Below are 16615 nucleotides of genomic sequence, written 5' to 3' on the forward strand. Positions count from 1 at the left end.
GATGCCAGCGAGCTGTGCGCGCGATGTCAGCGGCCCGCGCGACGCTCTTCGACGGAAACGACGGAAGGAGCGGATCATGAGCGATCTCGTGGTGCGGGCGGAGGGGCTCCGCAAGCGGTTCGGCAAGACCCAGGCGCTCGACGGGGTGGACCTGGCCATGCGACGGGGGACGGTGCTCGGGGTGCTCGGGCCCAACGGCGCGGGCAAGACCACCGCCGTCCGGGTGCTCGCCACCCTGCTGCGCCCGGACGAGGGCAGCGCGTTCGTGGCCGGCATCGACGTGCTCAAGGAACCACAACGGGTACGCCGGCGAATCGGCCTGACCGGCCAGTACGCCTCGGTCGACGAGGACCTGACCGGCACCCAGAACCTGGTGCTGATCGGCCAGCTGCTCGACCTGACCACCCGGGACGCCAAACGCCGGGCGGCCGAACTGCTCGAGTGGTTCGACCTGGGCGAGGCGGCCGGCCGGATGGCGAAGACCTACTCGGGCGGCATGCGCCGGCGCCTCGACCTGGCCGCGAGCCTGGTCGGCCACCCCGAGGTGATCTTCCTGGACGAGCCGACCACCGGTCTCGACCCGGCCAAGCGCGAGGACATGTGGAACGTCGTCCGCACCCAGGTCACCCAGGGTTCGAGCGTCCTGCTCACCACCCAGTACCTGGAGGAGGCGGACGCGCTGGCCGACGAGATCGTGGTGATCAACAAGGGCCGGGTGATCGCGCACGACTCACCGGACGGCCTCAAGCGCCGGGTCGGCGGCCTGACCCTGCGGGTACGCCCGGCCGACCCGGCCCGGGTCCCGGACGTGCTGCGGGTGCTCGAAGCCGTGGCCGCCCCGGGCACCGCCGCCTCGCCGGACACGACGGCCGGGGCCCGCCCGGGCGCGGTGTCGGTGCCGGTCACCGGCGACACCTCACTGGACATCGCGGTTCCGGCGCTGCGCCGGGCCGGCATCGAGATCAACGACCTCGGCCTGCACCTGCCCAGCCTGGACGAGGTGTTCCACGCCCTGACCGAGGGCACGGCGGAGACCAGCACGAAGGAGGATGAGCTGGTATGACCACGCTCGACATTCCGGTCCGCGCGGTCGCGGGCGACATCGACAAGCCACGCGGCGGCCCGGTCGCGGCGCTGGCCCGGCACGCCACCGCCCTCATGCGCCGCAGCCTGATCAAGACGATCCGGACGCCCGAGGCGCTGCTCGACGTGACCCTCCAGCCGGTCATCTTCCTGCTGCTGTTCACGTACCTCTTCGGCGGCGCCATCTCCGGCGGCGACCGGGCCGGCTACCTCCAGTTCCTGCTGCCCGGCATGCTGGCGCAATCGCTGGCCATGGGCGGCATCGCGCTCGGCCAGAACCTCAACGCCGACATCGAGAAGGGTGTCTTCGACCGCTTCCGGTCGCTGCCCGTGGCCCGGTCGGCGCCGCTGGTCGGTGCGGTCGCGGCCGACTTCATCCGCTACCTGACGGTGTGCGTGGTGATGCTCGGGTTCGGCTACATCATGGGCTTCCGGGTGGAGACCGGCCTGGCGCCGGCGCTCGCCGCGGTCGCCCTGTCGATCGGCTTCGGGCTGTGCTTCTGCTGGATCTCGGTGCTGGTCGGCATGATGGTCCGCACCCCGGGCGCCGTCCAGGGCCTGATGTTCCTGCTGGTCTTCCCGCTCTCGTTCGGCAGCAACGTGTTCGTGCCGACCAACACCCTGCCGGGCTGGCTCCAGGCCTTCGTGCAGGTCAACCCGATCACGCCGCTGGTCAGCGCGATCCGCGGCCTGCTGGTCGGCGGTCCGGTGGCGAGCCACCTGCTGGTCACCCTGGCCTGGATGGCCGGTCTGCTGATCGTGTTCGTGCCGCTCGCGCTCCGGGCCTACAACCGGCGCGCCTGATCCTCACCGGAGGTCAGCGCCGGCCGGCGAAACCGGGCCGGGTCGACCTGGGCCGAGGCCGTCTTCCCGTCCTGCTCCCACCCCTGGGTGTACGCGGCGGAGTAGGCGGCCTCGCCCAGTGCGGCCCGGCTCCGGCCGATCAGCTCGGCGATGTGCGGATCGGTGCGGTCGTGGGCGCCCCGCAGCCGGGACGCCGCGCCGAGCAGCAGGGCCACCTCGCGGTGCTGCCCGTAGAGGTCGGCCAGCGCGGCCGCGGTCACCGTCACCATCGCCAGGATCGGCATGTCGCGGCTCTCCACCGCGGCCGCGTACGCCCGGATCAGCGCCGCCTGCGCTCCCGGCCCGTCGCCCTGCTTGACCCGCACCCACGCCTTGACCGAGTGGGTGAGCGCCCGCCCGTGGTCGCCGCCGAAGTCGAACCTCTCGTCCATCTCCCGCTCGGCCTTGGCCACCAGCTCCAGCGCGCGGTCCAGGTCGCCGACCCGGGCCCGCAGGCCGGCCTCGAGCGCGTCGATCAGGAGGGCCAGCTCCGGCGTGGACGCGCGCAACGCCTTCTCGCGGGCCTCGGCGACGCCCGCGAAGGCCTTCTCCACCTCGCCGCGTCGCATGTCCAGGTCGACCCAGCGCAGATCGATGAAGATGTCGTCGCTCAGGCTCAGCGAACCGAACTCCCCGGCCAGCACCCGGGCCCGGCGCAGGTCGGAAAGGGCGCCGTCGAGGTCACCGTCGTACTCCCGCAGGATGGCACGCATCGGCAGCGCCGTGGCCAGACCCCAGCGGTCACCGACCGACCCGAAACACGTCAGCGCGGCCTCCACGTCGATCCGCACCTGGTCGGCGTCGCCCCGGTTCTCCGAGACCTGGCAGCGGAACAGCCGCGCCAGCCCGGCCAGCCACAGGTCGGAGCCGTCGATGATGCGCTGGAGGATGGCCACCGCCGCGTCGTGCTCGTCGAGGAAGAAGAGCGTCAGCGCGGTCATCGCACCGGCCAGGCCGGGCAGGGCCGGGTACGCGACCAGCCGGTCGGCGAGGGCCCGCAACTCGGCCTGCTGCGCGGCGGCCGTCTCACTGGTCGCCCCGGTCCGGTTGGCGATGACGTTGAGCAGCCGCACCGCCTCGGCGACGTCCCGTTCGAGGCCGCGGTGCCGGCCGGCCGGCACCGTCAGCGCCTCGCCCAGCCAATAGGTGGCGTCGGCGTGCCGGCCGAACATCTGCCAGTACCAGGCCAGATCGAGCGCCATGCGCACCGCGTCCGGGTCGCCGGCGTCACAGAGGTGGCGCAGGGCGGCGAGCGCGTTGTCGTACTCGGCGCGCATCAGCCGCATCGACGCGAGCTGCCCGTGGCCCCGCAACAGCGGGTCGTGGTGGGCGACGAGCGCACGGAGGTGCTGGGCGGCGACCCCCCGGACGGCGTCCAGCAGGCCCTGCTCGGCCAGGCGCTCGATGCCGTACTCGCGCAGCGTCTCCAGCATCCGGTAGCGGCCGGGTTCCGGCGCGAGCTGCAGCAGCGAACGGTCGACCAGGGCGGCGAGCAGGTCGGGCACCTCGGCCGGGGGCAGGCCGGTGATCGCGGCGGCCGAGGCCGCGGTCACGCCGCCGGGCAGGACCGCGACCCGCTCCAGGAACGAACGCTCTTTCGCGCTCAGCAGCTCCCAGCTCCAGGCGATCACCGCGCGCAGCGTGCGTTGCCGCGGTGGCGCCGTGCGGCTGCCGGTGGTGAGCAGCCGGAACCGGTCGGACAGCCCGGCGGCCAGGTCGGGCAACGCGAGCGTGCGCAGCCGGGCGGCGGCCAGCTCCAGGGCCAGCGGCATGCCGTCCAGGCCCCGGACCACCCGCACGATGTCACCGAGCGTGTCGTCGACCACGTCGAACCCGGGACGCACCGCGGCGGCACGCTCGACGAACAGGCGCACCGACGCCGTACGCCGGGCCTGCTCCACACCGTCGTCCGGCCCCGGCAACGTGAGCGGGCCGAGCGGGACCAGCGCCTCCCCGTCCACCGCGAGCGGCTCCCGGCTCGTCGCCAGCACCCGCAGCCCCGCGCAGCGCGGCAGCAGCAGCGCGATCAGGTGGGCCACCGCGTCGATCAGGTGCTCGCAGTTGTCCACCACGAGCAGGCTCTCCCGGCCGGTGAGCTGCTCGACCAGCACCTCCAGCTCGTCCGTCCGCGGCTTGGCGCCGACCTCGAACATCGCCGCGCCGCGCAGCCCGATCGCCGCCAGCACCGCGCCGCCCACCTTCGCCGGTTCGGTCACCGAGGCGAGATCGACCAGCCAGGCGCCGTGGGGGTACTCGTGCCGGTGCCGCCGCGCCGCCTCCACCGCGAGCCGCGTCTTGCCCGCGCCGCCCGGCCCGACCACGGTCACCAGCCGTCCCCCGGCCAGCAGCGAGTCGATCCGCGCCACGTCGTCGTCCCGCCCGATGAAGCTGGTCAGCGGGGCCGGCAGGTTGCTCGGCGCCGGCTCCGACCCGCCAACCACAACCGCTTCGGTACGGAGTAGGCGCACGTGCCGTTCCCGCAGCGCGGCGCCCGGGTCGGCGCCGAGGCGATCGGCCAGTTGCCGCTTGATCTGCTCGTAGCGGTCGAGGGCCTCCGCCTGCCGCCCCTGGGCCGCGAGGGCATCCATCAGCAGCGCGGCCGCCCGCTCGTGGGTGGGCTGGGAGGCCAGCAGAGCGGTCAGGCGTTCGGCGGCGTCGGCCGCCCGGCGCAGGGCCAGCTCGGCCTCGGCCAGGTCGGCGACGGCCTCGACCGCCGACTGGCTCAGCCGCGTCGCGGCCGCCGGCGCCACCGACGCGATGACCTCGGGCTCACCCCAGAGCGTGAGCGCCTCGCCGAGCAACGCCGCCGCGCCCGGCGCATCGCTCGCGCGCAACCTTTCCCGGCCGTCCGCGGCCAGCCGCTCGAACCGCAGCGCGTCCACGTCGCCGCTCTCGACGTCCAGCCGGTAGCCGCCGTCCGCCTGCACCACCACGCCCGCCGCACCCAGCGACCGGCGGACCCGCGACACCAGCGACTGCAGCGCGTTGACCGGATCGGCCGGCTGCTCGTCCGGCCAGAGCGCGTCGACCAGCGCCGACGGGCCGACCACCCGCCCACCGGCCAGCGCCAGCCGCACCAGCAGCCCGCGCACCCGAGCCCCGGAAACCGGCACGACGCTGCCACCCCGGCGCACCTCAAAGCCGCCGAGCAGCGTCACCCGCAGCCGCGCCGCCGAGTCCCCCACCGCCCGATCATCCCGCGCCGCGTCACGCCCGCCCACCCCGCCCCTCCGCGTGCCGCCCACCGCACCCCTTCTGCACCACCCCTACCGCAGCCTTCCGCGCCACGCCGTCCGTTCCGCCCGCACCGTGCCGGCGGGCTGCCCGCTCACCGTGGTTGCCGCGGGGTGCGGCGCGTTGCGTGGTCGCGGTTACTTCCAGAGCACCATGCCGGCGAGTTGCCCACTCACCGTGGTTGCCGCCGGATGCGACGCGTTGCGTGGTCACGGTTACTTCCAGAGCACCATGCCGGCGAGCTGCCCACTCACCCTGGCTGCCGCGCGGGCAGCGTCCACGCCTGGGCCGGGTCGGTGCGGCCGGGTGGAGGTTGTGCCGGCTTGCGCTGCCACGCTTTCGCGGAGTGGTGGCTGAGCGCGGTGTTCGAAGGGGCGAACGGCGCGTTGGGCTACCACGGTTAGAGCGAGTGGTAGCCCAGCGCGCCATTCGGGCCTCCGATGCCGTCTTGGCCTACCACCCCGCTTGATGGCGGTAGGGCAGAGCGGTAGAGCCCGCAGCCACCCCCGCCGCCCGCGCCGCCCACGACCGCCGCGCCGCCCAGGCCCGCCGCGGCGCCCGCACCCCGGTGTGTCGCTCGCCGGGCGGCATCTACGGTGTCCGGATGGTCGCGGCGCTCGAGCTCTATCTGGACACGGATGCCACTCGCCGGGTGCGGGCGTTGTGGGCGGCGTGCGAGGCCGAGGGCGTCCCGACGCTGGGGTCGCTGCAGAACCAGCGGCACCGGCCGCACATCTCGCTGGCCGCGGCCCACCGGCTCGCCCCTGAGGCGATCGCCGGGACGCTGGCCGGGCTGGACGTCGGGGTGGGCCGCACGGTCAGCCTGGACTTCGTCGGCCAGTTCGTCGGGCGGGTGCTCTGGCTCGGTGTCACGGCCACCGAGGAGCTGCTGGCCCATCATCGTGAGGTGCACGATCGGCTGACCGGGGCCGGGGTCGAGGTATGGGAGCACTATCGGCCGGGCCGCTGGGTGCCGCACTGCACGGTCTCGATGCGGGTGCCCAACCCGCTGATGGCCCCGGCCGTCCGCCGCTGCCTGGAGGTTCTGCCGATCCGGGCCACCATCACCGGCGCGGCGGTCACCGACCACGTCAACGACATCGCGCAGCCGCTGTCCGCCTGACGACACTTCCGGCCGAGCGCGAAGCCCTAGGCTGAGCAGCCAGGACGGGGCATCGGTGGGGGTGGATCATGGGCAGCGGGTCGTTGCGCACGCGCCGCGAGGCCGACGAGCAGCACGGCCACGGCCACATCGACGAGCCGGACGCGGCGGCGCCCGCCCACCACCACCCGGTGTCGCCGGCCCAGCCCGCGTCCGCCGAGCAACTGTCCTATCTACAGTCCACCGGCGGCAACGCGATGGTGACGCGGATGTTGCAGGCCTCCCCCGCGGGGCCGACGACAGCAGGGCCAACGACAGCAGGGCCGACGACAGCAGGGCCAACGACAGCGGGACCGACGACAACAGGGCCGGCGACAACAGGACCGACGACAGGACCTGCGGCCGACATCGACTGGATCGCGGCGCTGCCGGGGCACATCCAGGGGCAGATCGACATGTTCCAGGCGTCGGCGCTGGACAAGGCCACCGGCGCCAAGCACCAGAAGCTGCTCGATCAGCGGCAGCAGTACCGCGAGATCTTCGTGACCGAGATGTCGAAGTACCTCGGCGGCCCGGCCCAGGTGCAGGCGCACTACGAGGCGATCCATCCGATCAGCGTCGGCCGGGGCGAGGAGTTGTGGGTGCACGACTCGACCCGGGAACGTCTGATGGAGGTCAAGGCCGACCTCGAGGCCAAGAACGTCCCGATGCCGGCCACCACCGTGGGTCTGGGCCTACGCGGGCGGCACGTGCACAACACCGGTGGCGCGGGGATGATGACCCACGGTCTGGGCTTCGCCTGTGACTGGAAGGCGTACGCGGCGCCGCACATCAAGGACGCCAAGCTGCACACGCTGTTCGAGACGGTCACCGGCGGGAAGACGTCGTTCCAGCTCGAGGTGGGCGGCAAGCCGCTGGGCAGCCAGGGGCGGCTCGACCTGATCGAGCAGATGGGCCAGGGCACCGCCGACGCCGAGAAGCAGCGGCAGTTCCTCGAGTCGCTGACCTCCGAGTACAACCGGCTCAAGCAGGGGTCGGCCGATTTCAAGACCTCGCTGCCCGAGTCGGGGCTGGCGCCGCTGCGCGAGGTCGAGAACCGGCGCACCGAGCTGAACCGGATCGCCGCGCGGCTCAAGAAGGCCAAGGCCAAGGACCGGCCCGCGCTCCAGGCCGAGCTGGTCACGGCCCAGGAGGCGTTCGAGAAGGCGAAGGCGGCCGTGCAGGCCAACCTCGCCACGATCTTCAAACCGTGGCTCGACGAGCTGGCCAAGCGGGGCGAGGAGATCGAGAAGGGCGCGGCCAACCGGGGGGTCGATCTGCGCGGTGACGTGAGTACGCCGGGCGCGCTGGCCGAGCTGGCGAAGGAGCGGGCCGAGTTCGCCAAGAACGTGAAAAAGATCGAGCAGGAGGCCAGAAAACTGCTGTCCGGCGTACGCGAAAATCATCAGATCCTGCTGCGTGAGGCGGCCGCCATCGAGGCCGGCCTGACCGACGACAACCCGGACAAGGCCACGCTGCTGGCGGCGGCGCGGCAGCTGCTGGGCGACTCGGGCGCGCTCGGCACCGAGGTCGACGACCTGCTGACCGACGAGAAGCCGGCGAAGTACAGCGCCGCCAAGGGCCCGAAGCGGACGGTCGCGGAGTGGCGGTCCGCGTTGGACAAGGCGGGGGCGCGGCTGGGCCGGCACCGCACCACGTTCGGCGAGGTCAGCGGCCCGCTGGCGGAGGCTCGCAGTCAGCAGGAGGCGACCGCCGACGACATCGCCGCCCGCAAGGAACGCAACGCCGGCGTCAGCGCCAAGGTCGGCAAGACCGGGCTGGCCCAGCTCCAGGCCGACCGGAAGACGCTGTTCTGGCTGGACGAGACGGCGAGGTCGCTCAGCACGAACATCGACTTCGTGCTGAAGAGCAAGGACGTCGCCGACCCCGGCATCACCCAGCTGCTCGGGCTGATGAGCGGCGTGCAGGGCGGCGGCTTCTTCACGCCGGACGAGGAGCAGGGTGGCGAGGCGCAGGCGGCGAAGGGCGAGTGGAGCGGCACCCACGGGTACAACCTGGAGTTCTTCAAGGCCATGGTCCAGCACGGCTTCGAGCTCGGGGTGGCCTGGGACGGCTCGGCCGACACCATGCACTTCGAGCTCGTCGAGGGCCGGCGGCTGGCCATCTCGGGCGGCTCCCGCGCCCTGGTCGCCGGAACCGGGCACACGCATTGAGAAGGGCCCGGCCTGGTGAGGCCGGGCCCTGGGAAAGAAAGATCAGACGAGGTCGAACCGGTCGTTGTCCATGACCTTGGTCCAGGCCGCGACGAAGTCCGTCACGAACTTCTCCTTGGCGTCGGCGCTGGCGTACACCTCGGCCAGGGCGCGGAGCTGCGAGTTCGAGCCGAAGATCAGGTCGACCGCGGTGGCCGTCCACTTCAGCTCGTCGGTGGCGGCGTCGCGGACCTCGTACACGTGCTCCTCGGACGACGCCTTCCACCGCGTACCCGGCGAAAGAAGGTTGGCGAAGAAGTCGTTGGTGAGCACGCCGGGCCGGTCGGTGAGCACCCCGTGTGAGGCGCCACCGACGTTGGCGCCGAGCGAGCGCAGGCCGCCGACCAGGACGGTCATCTCCGGCGCGGTCAGGTCCAGCATGTACGCCCGGTCGACGAGCAGCACCTCGGGCTGGGTCTTCTCGCCCGGCCGCAGGTAGTTGCGGAACCCGTCGGCGCGCGGCTCCAGGTAGCTGAACGCCTCGACGTCGGTCTGGTCCTGCGAGGCGTCGGTACGGCCCGGGTGGAACGGCACGGTCACCGGCACACCGGCGTCGGCGGCGGCCTTCTCGACCGCGGCCGAACCGGCCAGCACGATCAGGTCGGCCAGCGAGATCGTGGCGCCACCGGCGCTGTTGAACTCCTCCCGGACCTTCTCCAGGGTGCTCAGGACCGACGCCAGCTGCTCGGGCTGGTTGACCTCCCAGCCGCGCTGCGGTTCGAGCCGGATGCGGGCGCCGTTCGCGCCACCGCGCTTGTCGGTCGACCGGTAGCTCGCCGCCGACGCCCAGGCGGTGCTGATCAGCTGGGCCGTGGTCAGCCCGGACTCGAGCACCTTGGCCTTGAGCGTGGCGATGTCGGCGTCGGACACCGGGGTGCCCTCGGCCGCCGGGACCGGGTCCTGCCACAGCTGCGGCTCGGCCACCCACGGGCCGAGGAAGCGGCTGACCGGGCCCATGTCGCGGTGCAGCAGCTTGTACCAGGCCTTGGCGAAGGCCAGCGCGAACTCGTCCGGGTTGGCCAGGAAACGGCGGGAGATCTGGTCGTACGCCGGGTCGACGCGCAGCGACAGGTCGGTGGTCAGCATCGTCGGGCGGTGCTTGCGCGACGAGTCGTAGGCGTCGGGGATGATCTCCTCGGCGTCCTTGGCCACCCACTGCTTGGCGCCGCCGGGGCTGGTGGTGAGCTCCCACTCGTACCCGTAGAGGATCTCGAAGAAGCGGTTGGACCACTGCGTCGGCTGGTCGGTCCAGGTGACCTCGAGGCCGCTGGTGATCGTGTCGGCGCCCTTGCCGCTGCCGTGCGTGCTCAGCCAGCCGAGACCCTGCGTCTCCAGGTCGGCGCCCTCGGGCTCGGGGCCGACGTGACCGTCGGCGACACCGGCGCCGTGCGTCTTGCCGAAGGTGTGACCGCCCGCGATCAGGGCGACGGTCTCCTCGTCGTTCATCGCCATCCGGGCGAAGGTCTCCCGGATGAAGTGCGCCGCCGCGGCCGGGTCGGCGTTGCCGCGCGGGCCCTCCGGGTTGACGTAGATCAGGCCCATCTCGGTGGCGCCGACGTCCGGCTTCATCTCCCGGTCGTTGACGTACCGGTCGCCCAGCCAGGTCTCCTCCGTACCCCAGACGATCTCCTCGGGTTCCCAGACGTCGACGCGGCCGAACCCGAAGCCGAAGGTCTTGAAGCCCATCGACTCGAGCGCCACGTTGCCGCCGAGCACCAGCAGGTCGGCCCAGGAGATCTTCTGGCCGTACTTGGCCTTGACCGGCCACAGCAGGCGGCGGGCCTTGTCCAGGTTGGCGTTGTCGGGCCAGCTGTTCAGCGGCGCGAACCGCTGACCGCCGTCGCCGGCGCCGCCCCGGCCGTCGCCCAGCCGGTAGGTGCCGGCGGCGTGCCAGCTCATCCGGATCATCAGGCCGCCGTAGTGGCCGAAGTCGGCCGGCCACCAGTCCTGCGAGGTGGTGAGCACCTCGGTGATGTCCCGCTTCAGCGCCTCGACGTCGAGCTTGGCGAACTCGGCGGCGTACGAGAAGTTCTCGCCCAGCGGGTTGCCCTTGCTCGAGTGGGCGTGCAGCACCGAGAGGTCGAGCTGGTTGGGCCACCAGTCCTTGTTCGTACGCGGGCGGCCGCCGGTCTTCGGGGTCGGCGCGTCGATCGCCGGGTTCTCGCTCTCGCTGCCGTGCGAGGTCACCGAGTCGTGGGCGACCGGGCAGCCTTCGGCCTTCGGGTCCTGGGTGTCGCTCATCAGTTTCCTTCCGGACAATCGGGACAGGTGCCCCAGTAGACGACCTCCGCCTCGTCGATCACGAAACCGTGGTCGTCCGAGGCGGTGAGACAGGGTGTGTGGCCGGCGGCGCAGTCGACGTCGGCGATGGCGCCGCAGGAGCGGCACACGACGTGGTGGTGGTTGTCGCCGACCCGGCGCTCGTAACGCGCCGTGGCGCCGGCCGGCTGGATGCGGCGCACCAGCCCCGCGTCGGTGAGCGCCCGCAGGACGTCGTAGACGGCCTGGTGGGAGACGTGGGGCTGGGTAACACGGACGAGATCGATGACGGTGTCGGTGTCGACATGCGGATGATCACGCAGCGAGGCCAGCACCGCCAGCCGGGGCCGCGTCACGCGCAGCGAGGCCGATCGGAGCTCCGCTTCGAGGTCCGCCGTCACCCGATCAACATAGGCAGTTTTCTGGAACAGTTCAAGTTTTCAGAGGCGTTTCCCGACACCGGCCCAGTTGCTGGACCGCGGCGGATCCACCGGCGGCACGTCCGGCCGCCACTCCGGCGCCCACACCAGCCCCGGCTCGACCACCTCGAACCCATCGAAGAAGCGCAACACCCCGGCCCGGTCGCGAAGGGTCATCGTGGTCGGGGTCTGCCGCGAGATCTCGACCAGCCGTTCCGCGTCCTCGCGGCGCCCGTCCCCGGTGCCGTGCGCGATGACCAGGTGGCTGCCCGGCGCCATCACGTCGCGGAGCGAGGCCACCAGGCCGTACGGGTCGTCGGCGTCCGGGATGACATGCAGCAACGCCACCATCAGGACGGCGATCGGCTCGTCCAGGTCGAGCAGCCCCCGGGTGTCCGGGTGATCGATGATCGCCTCGGCGTTCCGCGCGTCCTCCTGGATGACCGCGGTCCGGGGGTTCCCGGCCAGCAGCCGGCGGCCGTGGTCGACCGCGGCCGGATCCAGGTCGACGTACACCACCCGGGCCTCCGGGTCGGCCGCCTGGGCCACCTCGTGCACGTTGCCGGCCGTCGGGATCCCCGAGCCGATGTCCAGGAACTGCCGGATCCCGGCCCCGGCCAGGTGGCGGACCGCACGCTGCATGAAGTCGCGGTTGGCCCGGGCCTGGACCGCCAGGTCGGGGATGAAGGTCAGCGCCTGCCGGATCATCGCCCGGTCGGACTCGTAGTTGTTGTCGCCGCCGAGCAGATAGTCGTAGGCCCGCGCCGCGGTGGGCCGGGTGCTGTCGAAGCTCTCCATGGCCGTCCATTCTCGACCCTCGGATCGACGGGACCACATAATCTCCACCGACCGGCTCACCGAGGACGCCGGCGGCACGCTGATCCCGCCCGCCATGCTGGGCAAGCGGCTGGCCGTCACGGTCACCGGCCAGCGTTCCGGCCACCCGTCGGCGGCCATCGCGTCGTACGCCTCACCGGCGGTCACCCGGGGCGCCGCGTCCCGGGCCACGGCCCGGCCGGCGGTCACCGGAACGGTCCGGGTCGGCAAGACCGTCCGAGCCTCCGCCGGCGCCTGGTCCCGAGGGCCACGTCCTACCGCAACGACGGCCGCTCGATCAGCAAGGCCGTCACCGTCCGCAGCTGAGCTCCTCAGGCCTCGGGGCGTGCCGCGGGGCCTTGCGTTCAGCCCTCGATTGGCCAACCATTGACATGTTTCGATGGAAACCTGGAGGGCTCGATGCGTACGGTGATCCGCATTCTCGTCGCGACGCTGGTCGCGGCCTCCGCCCTCCTCGCGCCGAGCCCCGCGCCCGCCGCCGTGATCACCGGCCGGCCGGTCAAGATCATGCCGCTGGGCGACTCGATCACCTGGGGCGACGGGTCGAGCACCACCTCCAGCTACCGCGCCGCCCTGTGGCAACGGCTGGTCGGCGGGGCCGGGCTGGCCGTCGACTACGTCGGCAGCGGGCAGTCCGGCTCGCTGCCCGACCCCGACAACGAGGGCCACTCCGGCTGGCGGATCGAACAGATCACCGCGTCGATCGACGGCTGGCTCGCCACCAGCCGGCCCGACGTGGTGCTGCTGCACATCGGCACCAACGACCTGAACCAGAACTTCGACGTCGCGAACGCGCCGGCCCGGCTCGGCACGCTGCTCGACCGCATCCACACCGGGGCGCCGGACGCGGTGGTGCTGGTGGCGCAGATCGTCCCCGCGCTCGACGCCACCATCAACTCCCGCATCACCACGTTCAACGCGGCGGTGCCGTCGGTGCTGTCGTCCCGCGCCGCGTACACCCGGCTGGTCGATCTCAACCGCACGATCACCGCCGCCGACCTGAACGACACGCTGCACCCGAACGACGCGGGCTACACCAAGATGGCCGACCTCTGGCACGCGGCGCTGGAGTCCGTGCTCGGCGGGGGCCGGGACTGGCCGCTGCTGCGTACCGGCCTCGAACCGGGCGAAACCGCGCCCACCTGGACCGACACCGTGGACGGCAGCCAGAACGTGGGCGGCTACAACGCGGCCCTGACCACGATGGAGACCGGCCCGCGGGCCGAGACGTCCCGGGGCGGGGCGAACGCGCTGATGTATTCCGGCAACGACCTCAGCGCCACCGGCTCCTACTCCTACATGCGGGTCCTCGACACCCACCTGCGGATCGGCGCCACCTCGGTGCTCACCTACTGGATCTTCCCGCAGCAGACCAACGGCGCCCACGTGGCCGTCGACCTGGCCTTCACCGACGGCAGCAGCCTGCGCGACTCCGGCGCCACCGACCAGTACGGCGTCCGCGCCCACCCCCAGTTCCAGGGCGAGGGCGGCCACCTGGTGGTGAACCAGTGGAACCTGGTCCGGGTCAGCCTGTCCGCCCTGGCCGGCCGCACGGTCGACCGCGTCCACCTCGGCTACGACCAGCCGGCCGGCACCGGCGTCTTCCGCGGCTACGTCGACGACCTCGCGATCACCGGCACCACCCGCCCGGACGCCGTCAACCTCGCCCTCAAGCGCCCTTCGTCCGCGAGCTCCGCATGCGCCACGACCGAGGACGCGACCAGGGCCAACGACGGAACAACCGGAAACAACAGCAAATGGTGTACGGGCGTGAGCGGCGCAACCTGGCAGACCGACCTGGGCGCGGCCACCACCGTCCGCACGGTGATCGTGCGCCACGCCTCCACCGGCGGCGAGCCGCTCGCCTGGAACACCCGCGCCTACCGCATCCAGCTCAGCCCCGACGCCACCACCTGGACCACCTTCGCCACCGTGACCAACAACGCCGACGGCGTCGTCACGAGCACGGCCGGCCCGTCAACCGCGCGCCACGTACGCCTGCTGATCGACACCGGCCAACAGGACGGCGCCGCCACGGCCCGCATCTTCGAGGTCGAGGTCTACACCGCCTGACCGGCGCTCCTGCTCACATCCGGGCTCTGAGCACGTCGAACTCGCAGCCCGGCGACGACGGGTCGAAGCCGTGCTCGACCAGCCACCGCACGGCGAGCAGGCTGCGCAGCGACCACCACGCGCGGATCACGTCGACGTCGACGCCACCGCCGTACCCGGCGAGGACCTCGTCGAGGCGCTCCTCGTGCCCGAGGGTCAAGGTGGCCAGGTCGTGCAGGGCGTCGCCGCGGGCCGCCTCGGACCAGTCGATCACGCCCGTGACCACGTCACCGTCCACAAAGACGTGGGTGATCTGCAGGTCACCGTGCACGAACACCGGCGGGCAGGGCCGGAACACCGCCTCGGCCACCGTCCGGTTGCGGGTGACCAGGTCGGCGGGAAGCACGCCGCTGGTGACCAGCCACTCGCATTCGCGTTCCAGGTCTGCGGCGATCGCGTCGAGGCTCCGGCCGGGCCAGGGCGGCAACGGCGCGTCGTGCAGCTTCCGCACGGCGGCGCCGGCCGCGGACCAGGCCGCCGACGACGCGGTCGACGGCTCGCCGAGGATGCCGAGGGCCGAGCCGGGGACGGCCGCGATCGCCAGCACCGGCGGCTTGCGCCACAGCATGGCGGGGGTCGGGATCGGGGCCATGGCCATCGCCTCGACCTCGACATCGTGACGCGATTGGTTGCCGTCGACCTTCAGGAACACATCTCCGACGCGGAGGGTCGCGCGCTCCGAGTGGGCAACAACGACCTCGACCTCGTCCACGTCGGCCATCTTCGCGGAGATGCTCATCACGGTCACCCGATTTGCCCGTGTCGGTGAGATCTTCTCGCTGAGATGGCCCTCATTGCACTCTTTGCCACCTTGCAAGCTTCGATTCTTCTCGATCTCATGTACGGATGAGAAGACAATTAGCCGCGGCCGCCGTCGCCACCGCGACCGGCCTGGCATCCTTCCTTGCCGTGTCGACGGGCCCCGCCACCGCCGCCACCGCGATCGAATACGTCGTCGTCGCCGAGGACGGCGTCTCCCCCGACACCGCCATCGCCGCCATCCAGGGCGCCGGCGGGTCGGTGATCGCCCGCAACGACGCCGCCGGCATGTTCACCGTGAAGTCGACCCGAGCCGACTTCCGGGTCAAGGCCACCGCGGACGCCAAGCTCATCGGCGTCACTCAGAACAAGGCCATGGGGTACGCGCCACGCGCCCCCAAGCTGGAGCAGCCGCTCCAGATCCCGGCCGGCAGCAACCGGAACAACGCCGGTGTGCAGGCCGACCCCCTGGACGACAAGCTCTGGGGCCTCAAGATGATCCACGCCGACCAGGCGCACGCCATCGAGTCGGGCGACCGCGGCGTCACCGTCGGCGTGCTCGACACCGGCCTGGACGCGACCAACCCCGATCTCGCCCCGCACTTCAGCCAGCGGCTGAGCCGCAACTTCGCCCCCGACATGGCCGACGTCGACGGCCCCTGTGAGGTGGCGAGCTGCCTCGACCCGGTCGGCACCGACGACGGCGGCCACGGCACCCACGTGGCCGGGACGATCGGCGCCGCGGCCAACGGGGTGGGCGTCTCCGGCGTCGCGCCGGACGTCACCCTGGTCGAGCTCAAGGGCGGGCAGGACTCCGGCTACTTCTTCCTCGAGCCGGTGGTGAACGCCCTGGTGTACGCGGGCGACGCCGGCCTCGACGTGGTCAACATGTCGTTCTACGTGGACCCGTGGCTGTACAACTGCCGCGCCAACCCGGCCGACTCGCCGGAGCAGCAGGCCGAGCAGCGGGCGATCATCGCCGGCATGCGCCGCGCCCTGAACTACGCGCACAACAGCGGCGTCACGCTGTTCGGCGCGCTGGGCAACGCCAACCAGGACCTCGGCAAGCCCCCGGTCGACACGTCCAGCCCCGACTACCCGGAGGGCGCCAACTACCCGCGGACGATCGACAACAACACCTGCCTGGACCTGCCGGTCGAGGGCCCGCACGTGATCGGCGTCTCGGCGGTCGGCCCGTCCGGCAACCGTTCGTACTACTCGAACTACGGCGTCGAGCAGATCTCGGTGGCCGCCCCCGGCGGGGCGACGACGGACGGCACCTCGACCAGCATCACCAACGCGATCCTGTCCACCTACCCCTTGAAGGTGCTGCAGGAGCTCGGCCGCGTCGACCAGAACGGTGAGGTCAATCCGGCCTTCGCCGACCGGGTGTTCAAGTCGTGCACCAAGGCCGGGGTGTGTGGGTACTACACGTACCTGCAGGGCACCTCGATGGCCTCGCCGCACGCGGCCGGGGTGGCCGCGCTGATCGCGAGCCGGTTCGGCGAGTTCGACCGGCAGCACGGCGGCAAGACCATGAAGCCGAACGCCGTCGAGCGCAAGCTGATCAACAGCGCCACGGAACGCGCCTGCCCCGCCGCCACCCCGGCGTGCGAGGGGACCGAGGAGTTCAACGGCTTCTACGGTCACGGCATCGTGGACGCCTACCAGGCGGTCCGCTAGACGTGATCGACGCGGGCCGGGCTTCGAGGCGG

11 protein-coding genes are annotated in these 16615 nt (G+C 72.1%); 6 read left to right on the forward strand and 5 right to left on the reverse strand.

Features of this window, described 5'->3' with window-relative positions:
• The first annotated feature begins 76 nt into the window (after nt 1-76).
• Together AB0M54_RS33655 and AB0M54_RS33660 are read left to right on the forward strand one after the other, a co-directional pair.
• Nucleotides 77-1063, forward strand: coding sequence for an ATP-binding cassette domain-containing protein (locus AB0M54_RS33655; protein ID WP_364333173.1), 987 nt, complete (start codon nt 77-79; stop codon nt 1061-1063).
• Complete coding sequence (locus AB0M54_RS33660) at nt 1060-1887, forward strand: ABC transporter permease (protein WP_364333176.1); 828 nt, start codon at nt 1060-1062, stop codon at nt 1885-1887. Before AB0M54_RS33655 ends, AB0M54_RS33660 begins: the two co-directional genes overlap by 4 nt.
• On the opposite strand, the gene AB0M54_RS33665 is transcribed toward AB0M54_RS33660, so the two are convergent.
• Nucleotides 1869-5111, reverse strand: a complete 3243-nt coding sequence (locus tag AB0M54_RS33665; RefSeq protein ID WP_364475760.1) for a BTAD domain-containing putative transcriptional regulator — start codon at nt 5109-5111, stop codon at nt 1869-1871. The genes AB0M54_RS33660 and AB0M54_RS33665 overlap by 19 nt on opposite strands.
• Nucleotides 5112-5764: 653 nt before the next feature.
• Here AB0M54_RS33665 and AB0M54_RS33670 point away from each other — a divergent pair.
• Both AB0M54_RS33670 and AB0M54_RS33675 read left to right on the forward strand, forming a co-directional pair.
• Complete coding sequence (locus AB0M54_RS33670) at nt 5765-6283, forward strand: 2'-5' RNA ligase family protein (protein WP_364475762.1); 519 nt, start codon at nt 5765-5767, stop codon at nt 6281-6283.
• Nucleotides 6284-6351: 68 nt separating this feature from the next.
• On the forward strand, nt 6352-8475 hold the full coding sequence (locus AB0M54_RS33675; protein WP_364475764.1) for a hypothetical protein: 2124 nt from the start codon (nt 6352-6354) through the stop codon (nt 8473-8475).
• 42 nt (nt 8476-8517) lie between these two features.
• On the opposite strand, the gene katG is transcribed toward AB0M54_RS33675, so the two are convergent.
• Genes katG through AB0M54_RS33690 form a run of 3 tightly spaced genes read right to left on the reverse strand, consistent with a single transcriptional unit; the run spans nt 8518 to nt 12239 of the window.
• Nucleotides 8518-10755 (reverse strand): catalase/peroxidase HPI, encoded by a 2238-nt coding sequence (katG, locus tag AB0M54_RS33680; RefSeq protein WP_364475765.1) that lies wholly within the window; start codon nt 10753-10755, stop codon nt 8518-8520.
• Complete coding sequence (locus AB0M54_RS33685) at nt 10755-11174, reverse strand: Fur family transcriptional regulator (RefSeq protein WP_364333190.1); 420 nt, start codon at nt 11172-11174, stop codon at nt 10755-10757. Before AB0M54_RS33685 ends, katG begins: the two co-directional genes overlap by 1 nt.
• A 39-nt stretch (nt 11175-11213) precedes the next feature.
• Nucleotides 11214-12239: an SAM-dependent methyltransferase gene (locus AB0M54_RS33690; protein ID WP_364475767.1), complete on the reverse strand. Its 1026-nt coding sequence runs from the start codon at nt 12237-12239 to the stop codon at nt 11214-11216.
• A gap of 189 nt (nt 12240-12428) precedes the next feature.
• Here AB0M54_RS33690 and AB0M54_RS33695 point away from each other — a divergent pair, with 189 nt between their 5' ends.
• The gene (locus AB0M54_RS33695; RefSeq protein ID WP_364475769.1) at nt 12429-14102 is read left to right on the forward strand and encodes a GDSL-type esterase/lipase family protein; all 1674 of its coding nucleotides are present in this window, start codon (nt 12429-12431) and stop codon (nt 14100-14102) included.
• Between the two features lie 13 nt (nt 14103-14115).
• Here the strand turns inward: AB0M54_RS33695 and AB0M54_RS33700 are convergent, their stop codons facing one another.
• Nucleotides 14116-14880 (reverse strand): aminoglycoside phosphotransferase family protein, encoded by a 765-nt coding sequence (locus AB0M54_RS33700; RefSeq protein WP_364475771.1) that lies wholly within the window; start codon nt 14878-14880, stop codon nt 14116-14118.
• Between the two features lie 107 nt (nt 14881-14987).
• Here AB0M54_RS33700 and AB0M54_RS33705 point away from each other — a divergent pair, with 107 nt between their 5' ends.
• Nucleotides 14988-16583: a S8 family serine peptidase gene (locus tag AB0M54_RS33705; protein ID WP_364475773.1), complete on the forward strand. Its 1596-nt coding sequence runs from the start codon at nt 14988-14990 to the stop codon at nt 16581-16583.
• Nucleotides 16584-16615 lie beyond the last annotated feature (32 nt).

Source organism: Actinoplanes sp. NPDC051470 (genome assembly GCF_040682035.1).
In the GTDB taxonomy this organism is placed as follows: domain Bacteria; phylum Actinomycetota; class Actinomycetes; order Mycobacteriales; family Micromonosporaceae; genus Actinoplanes.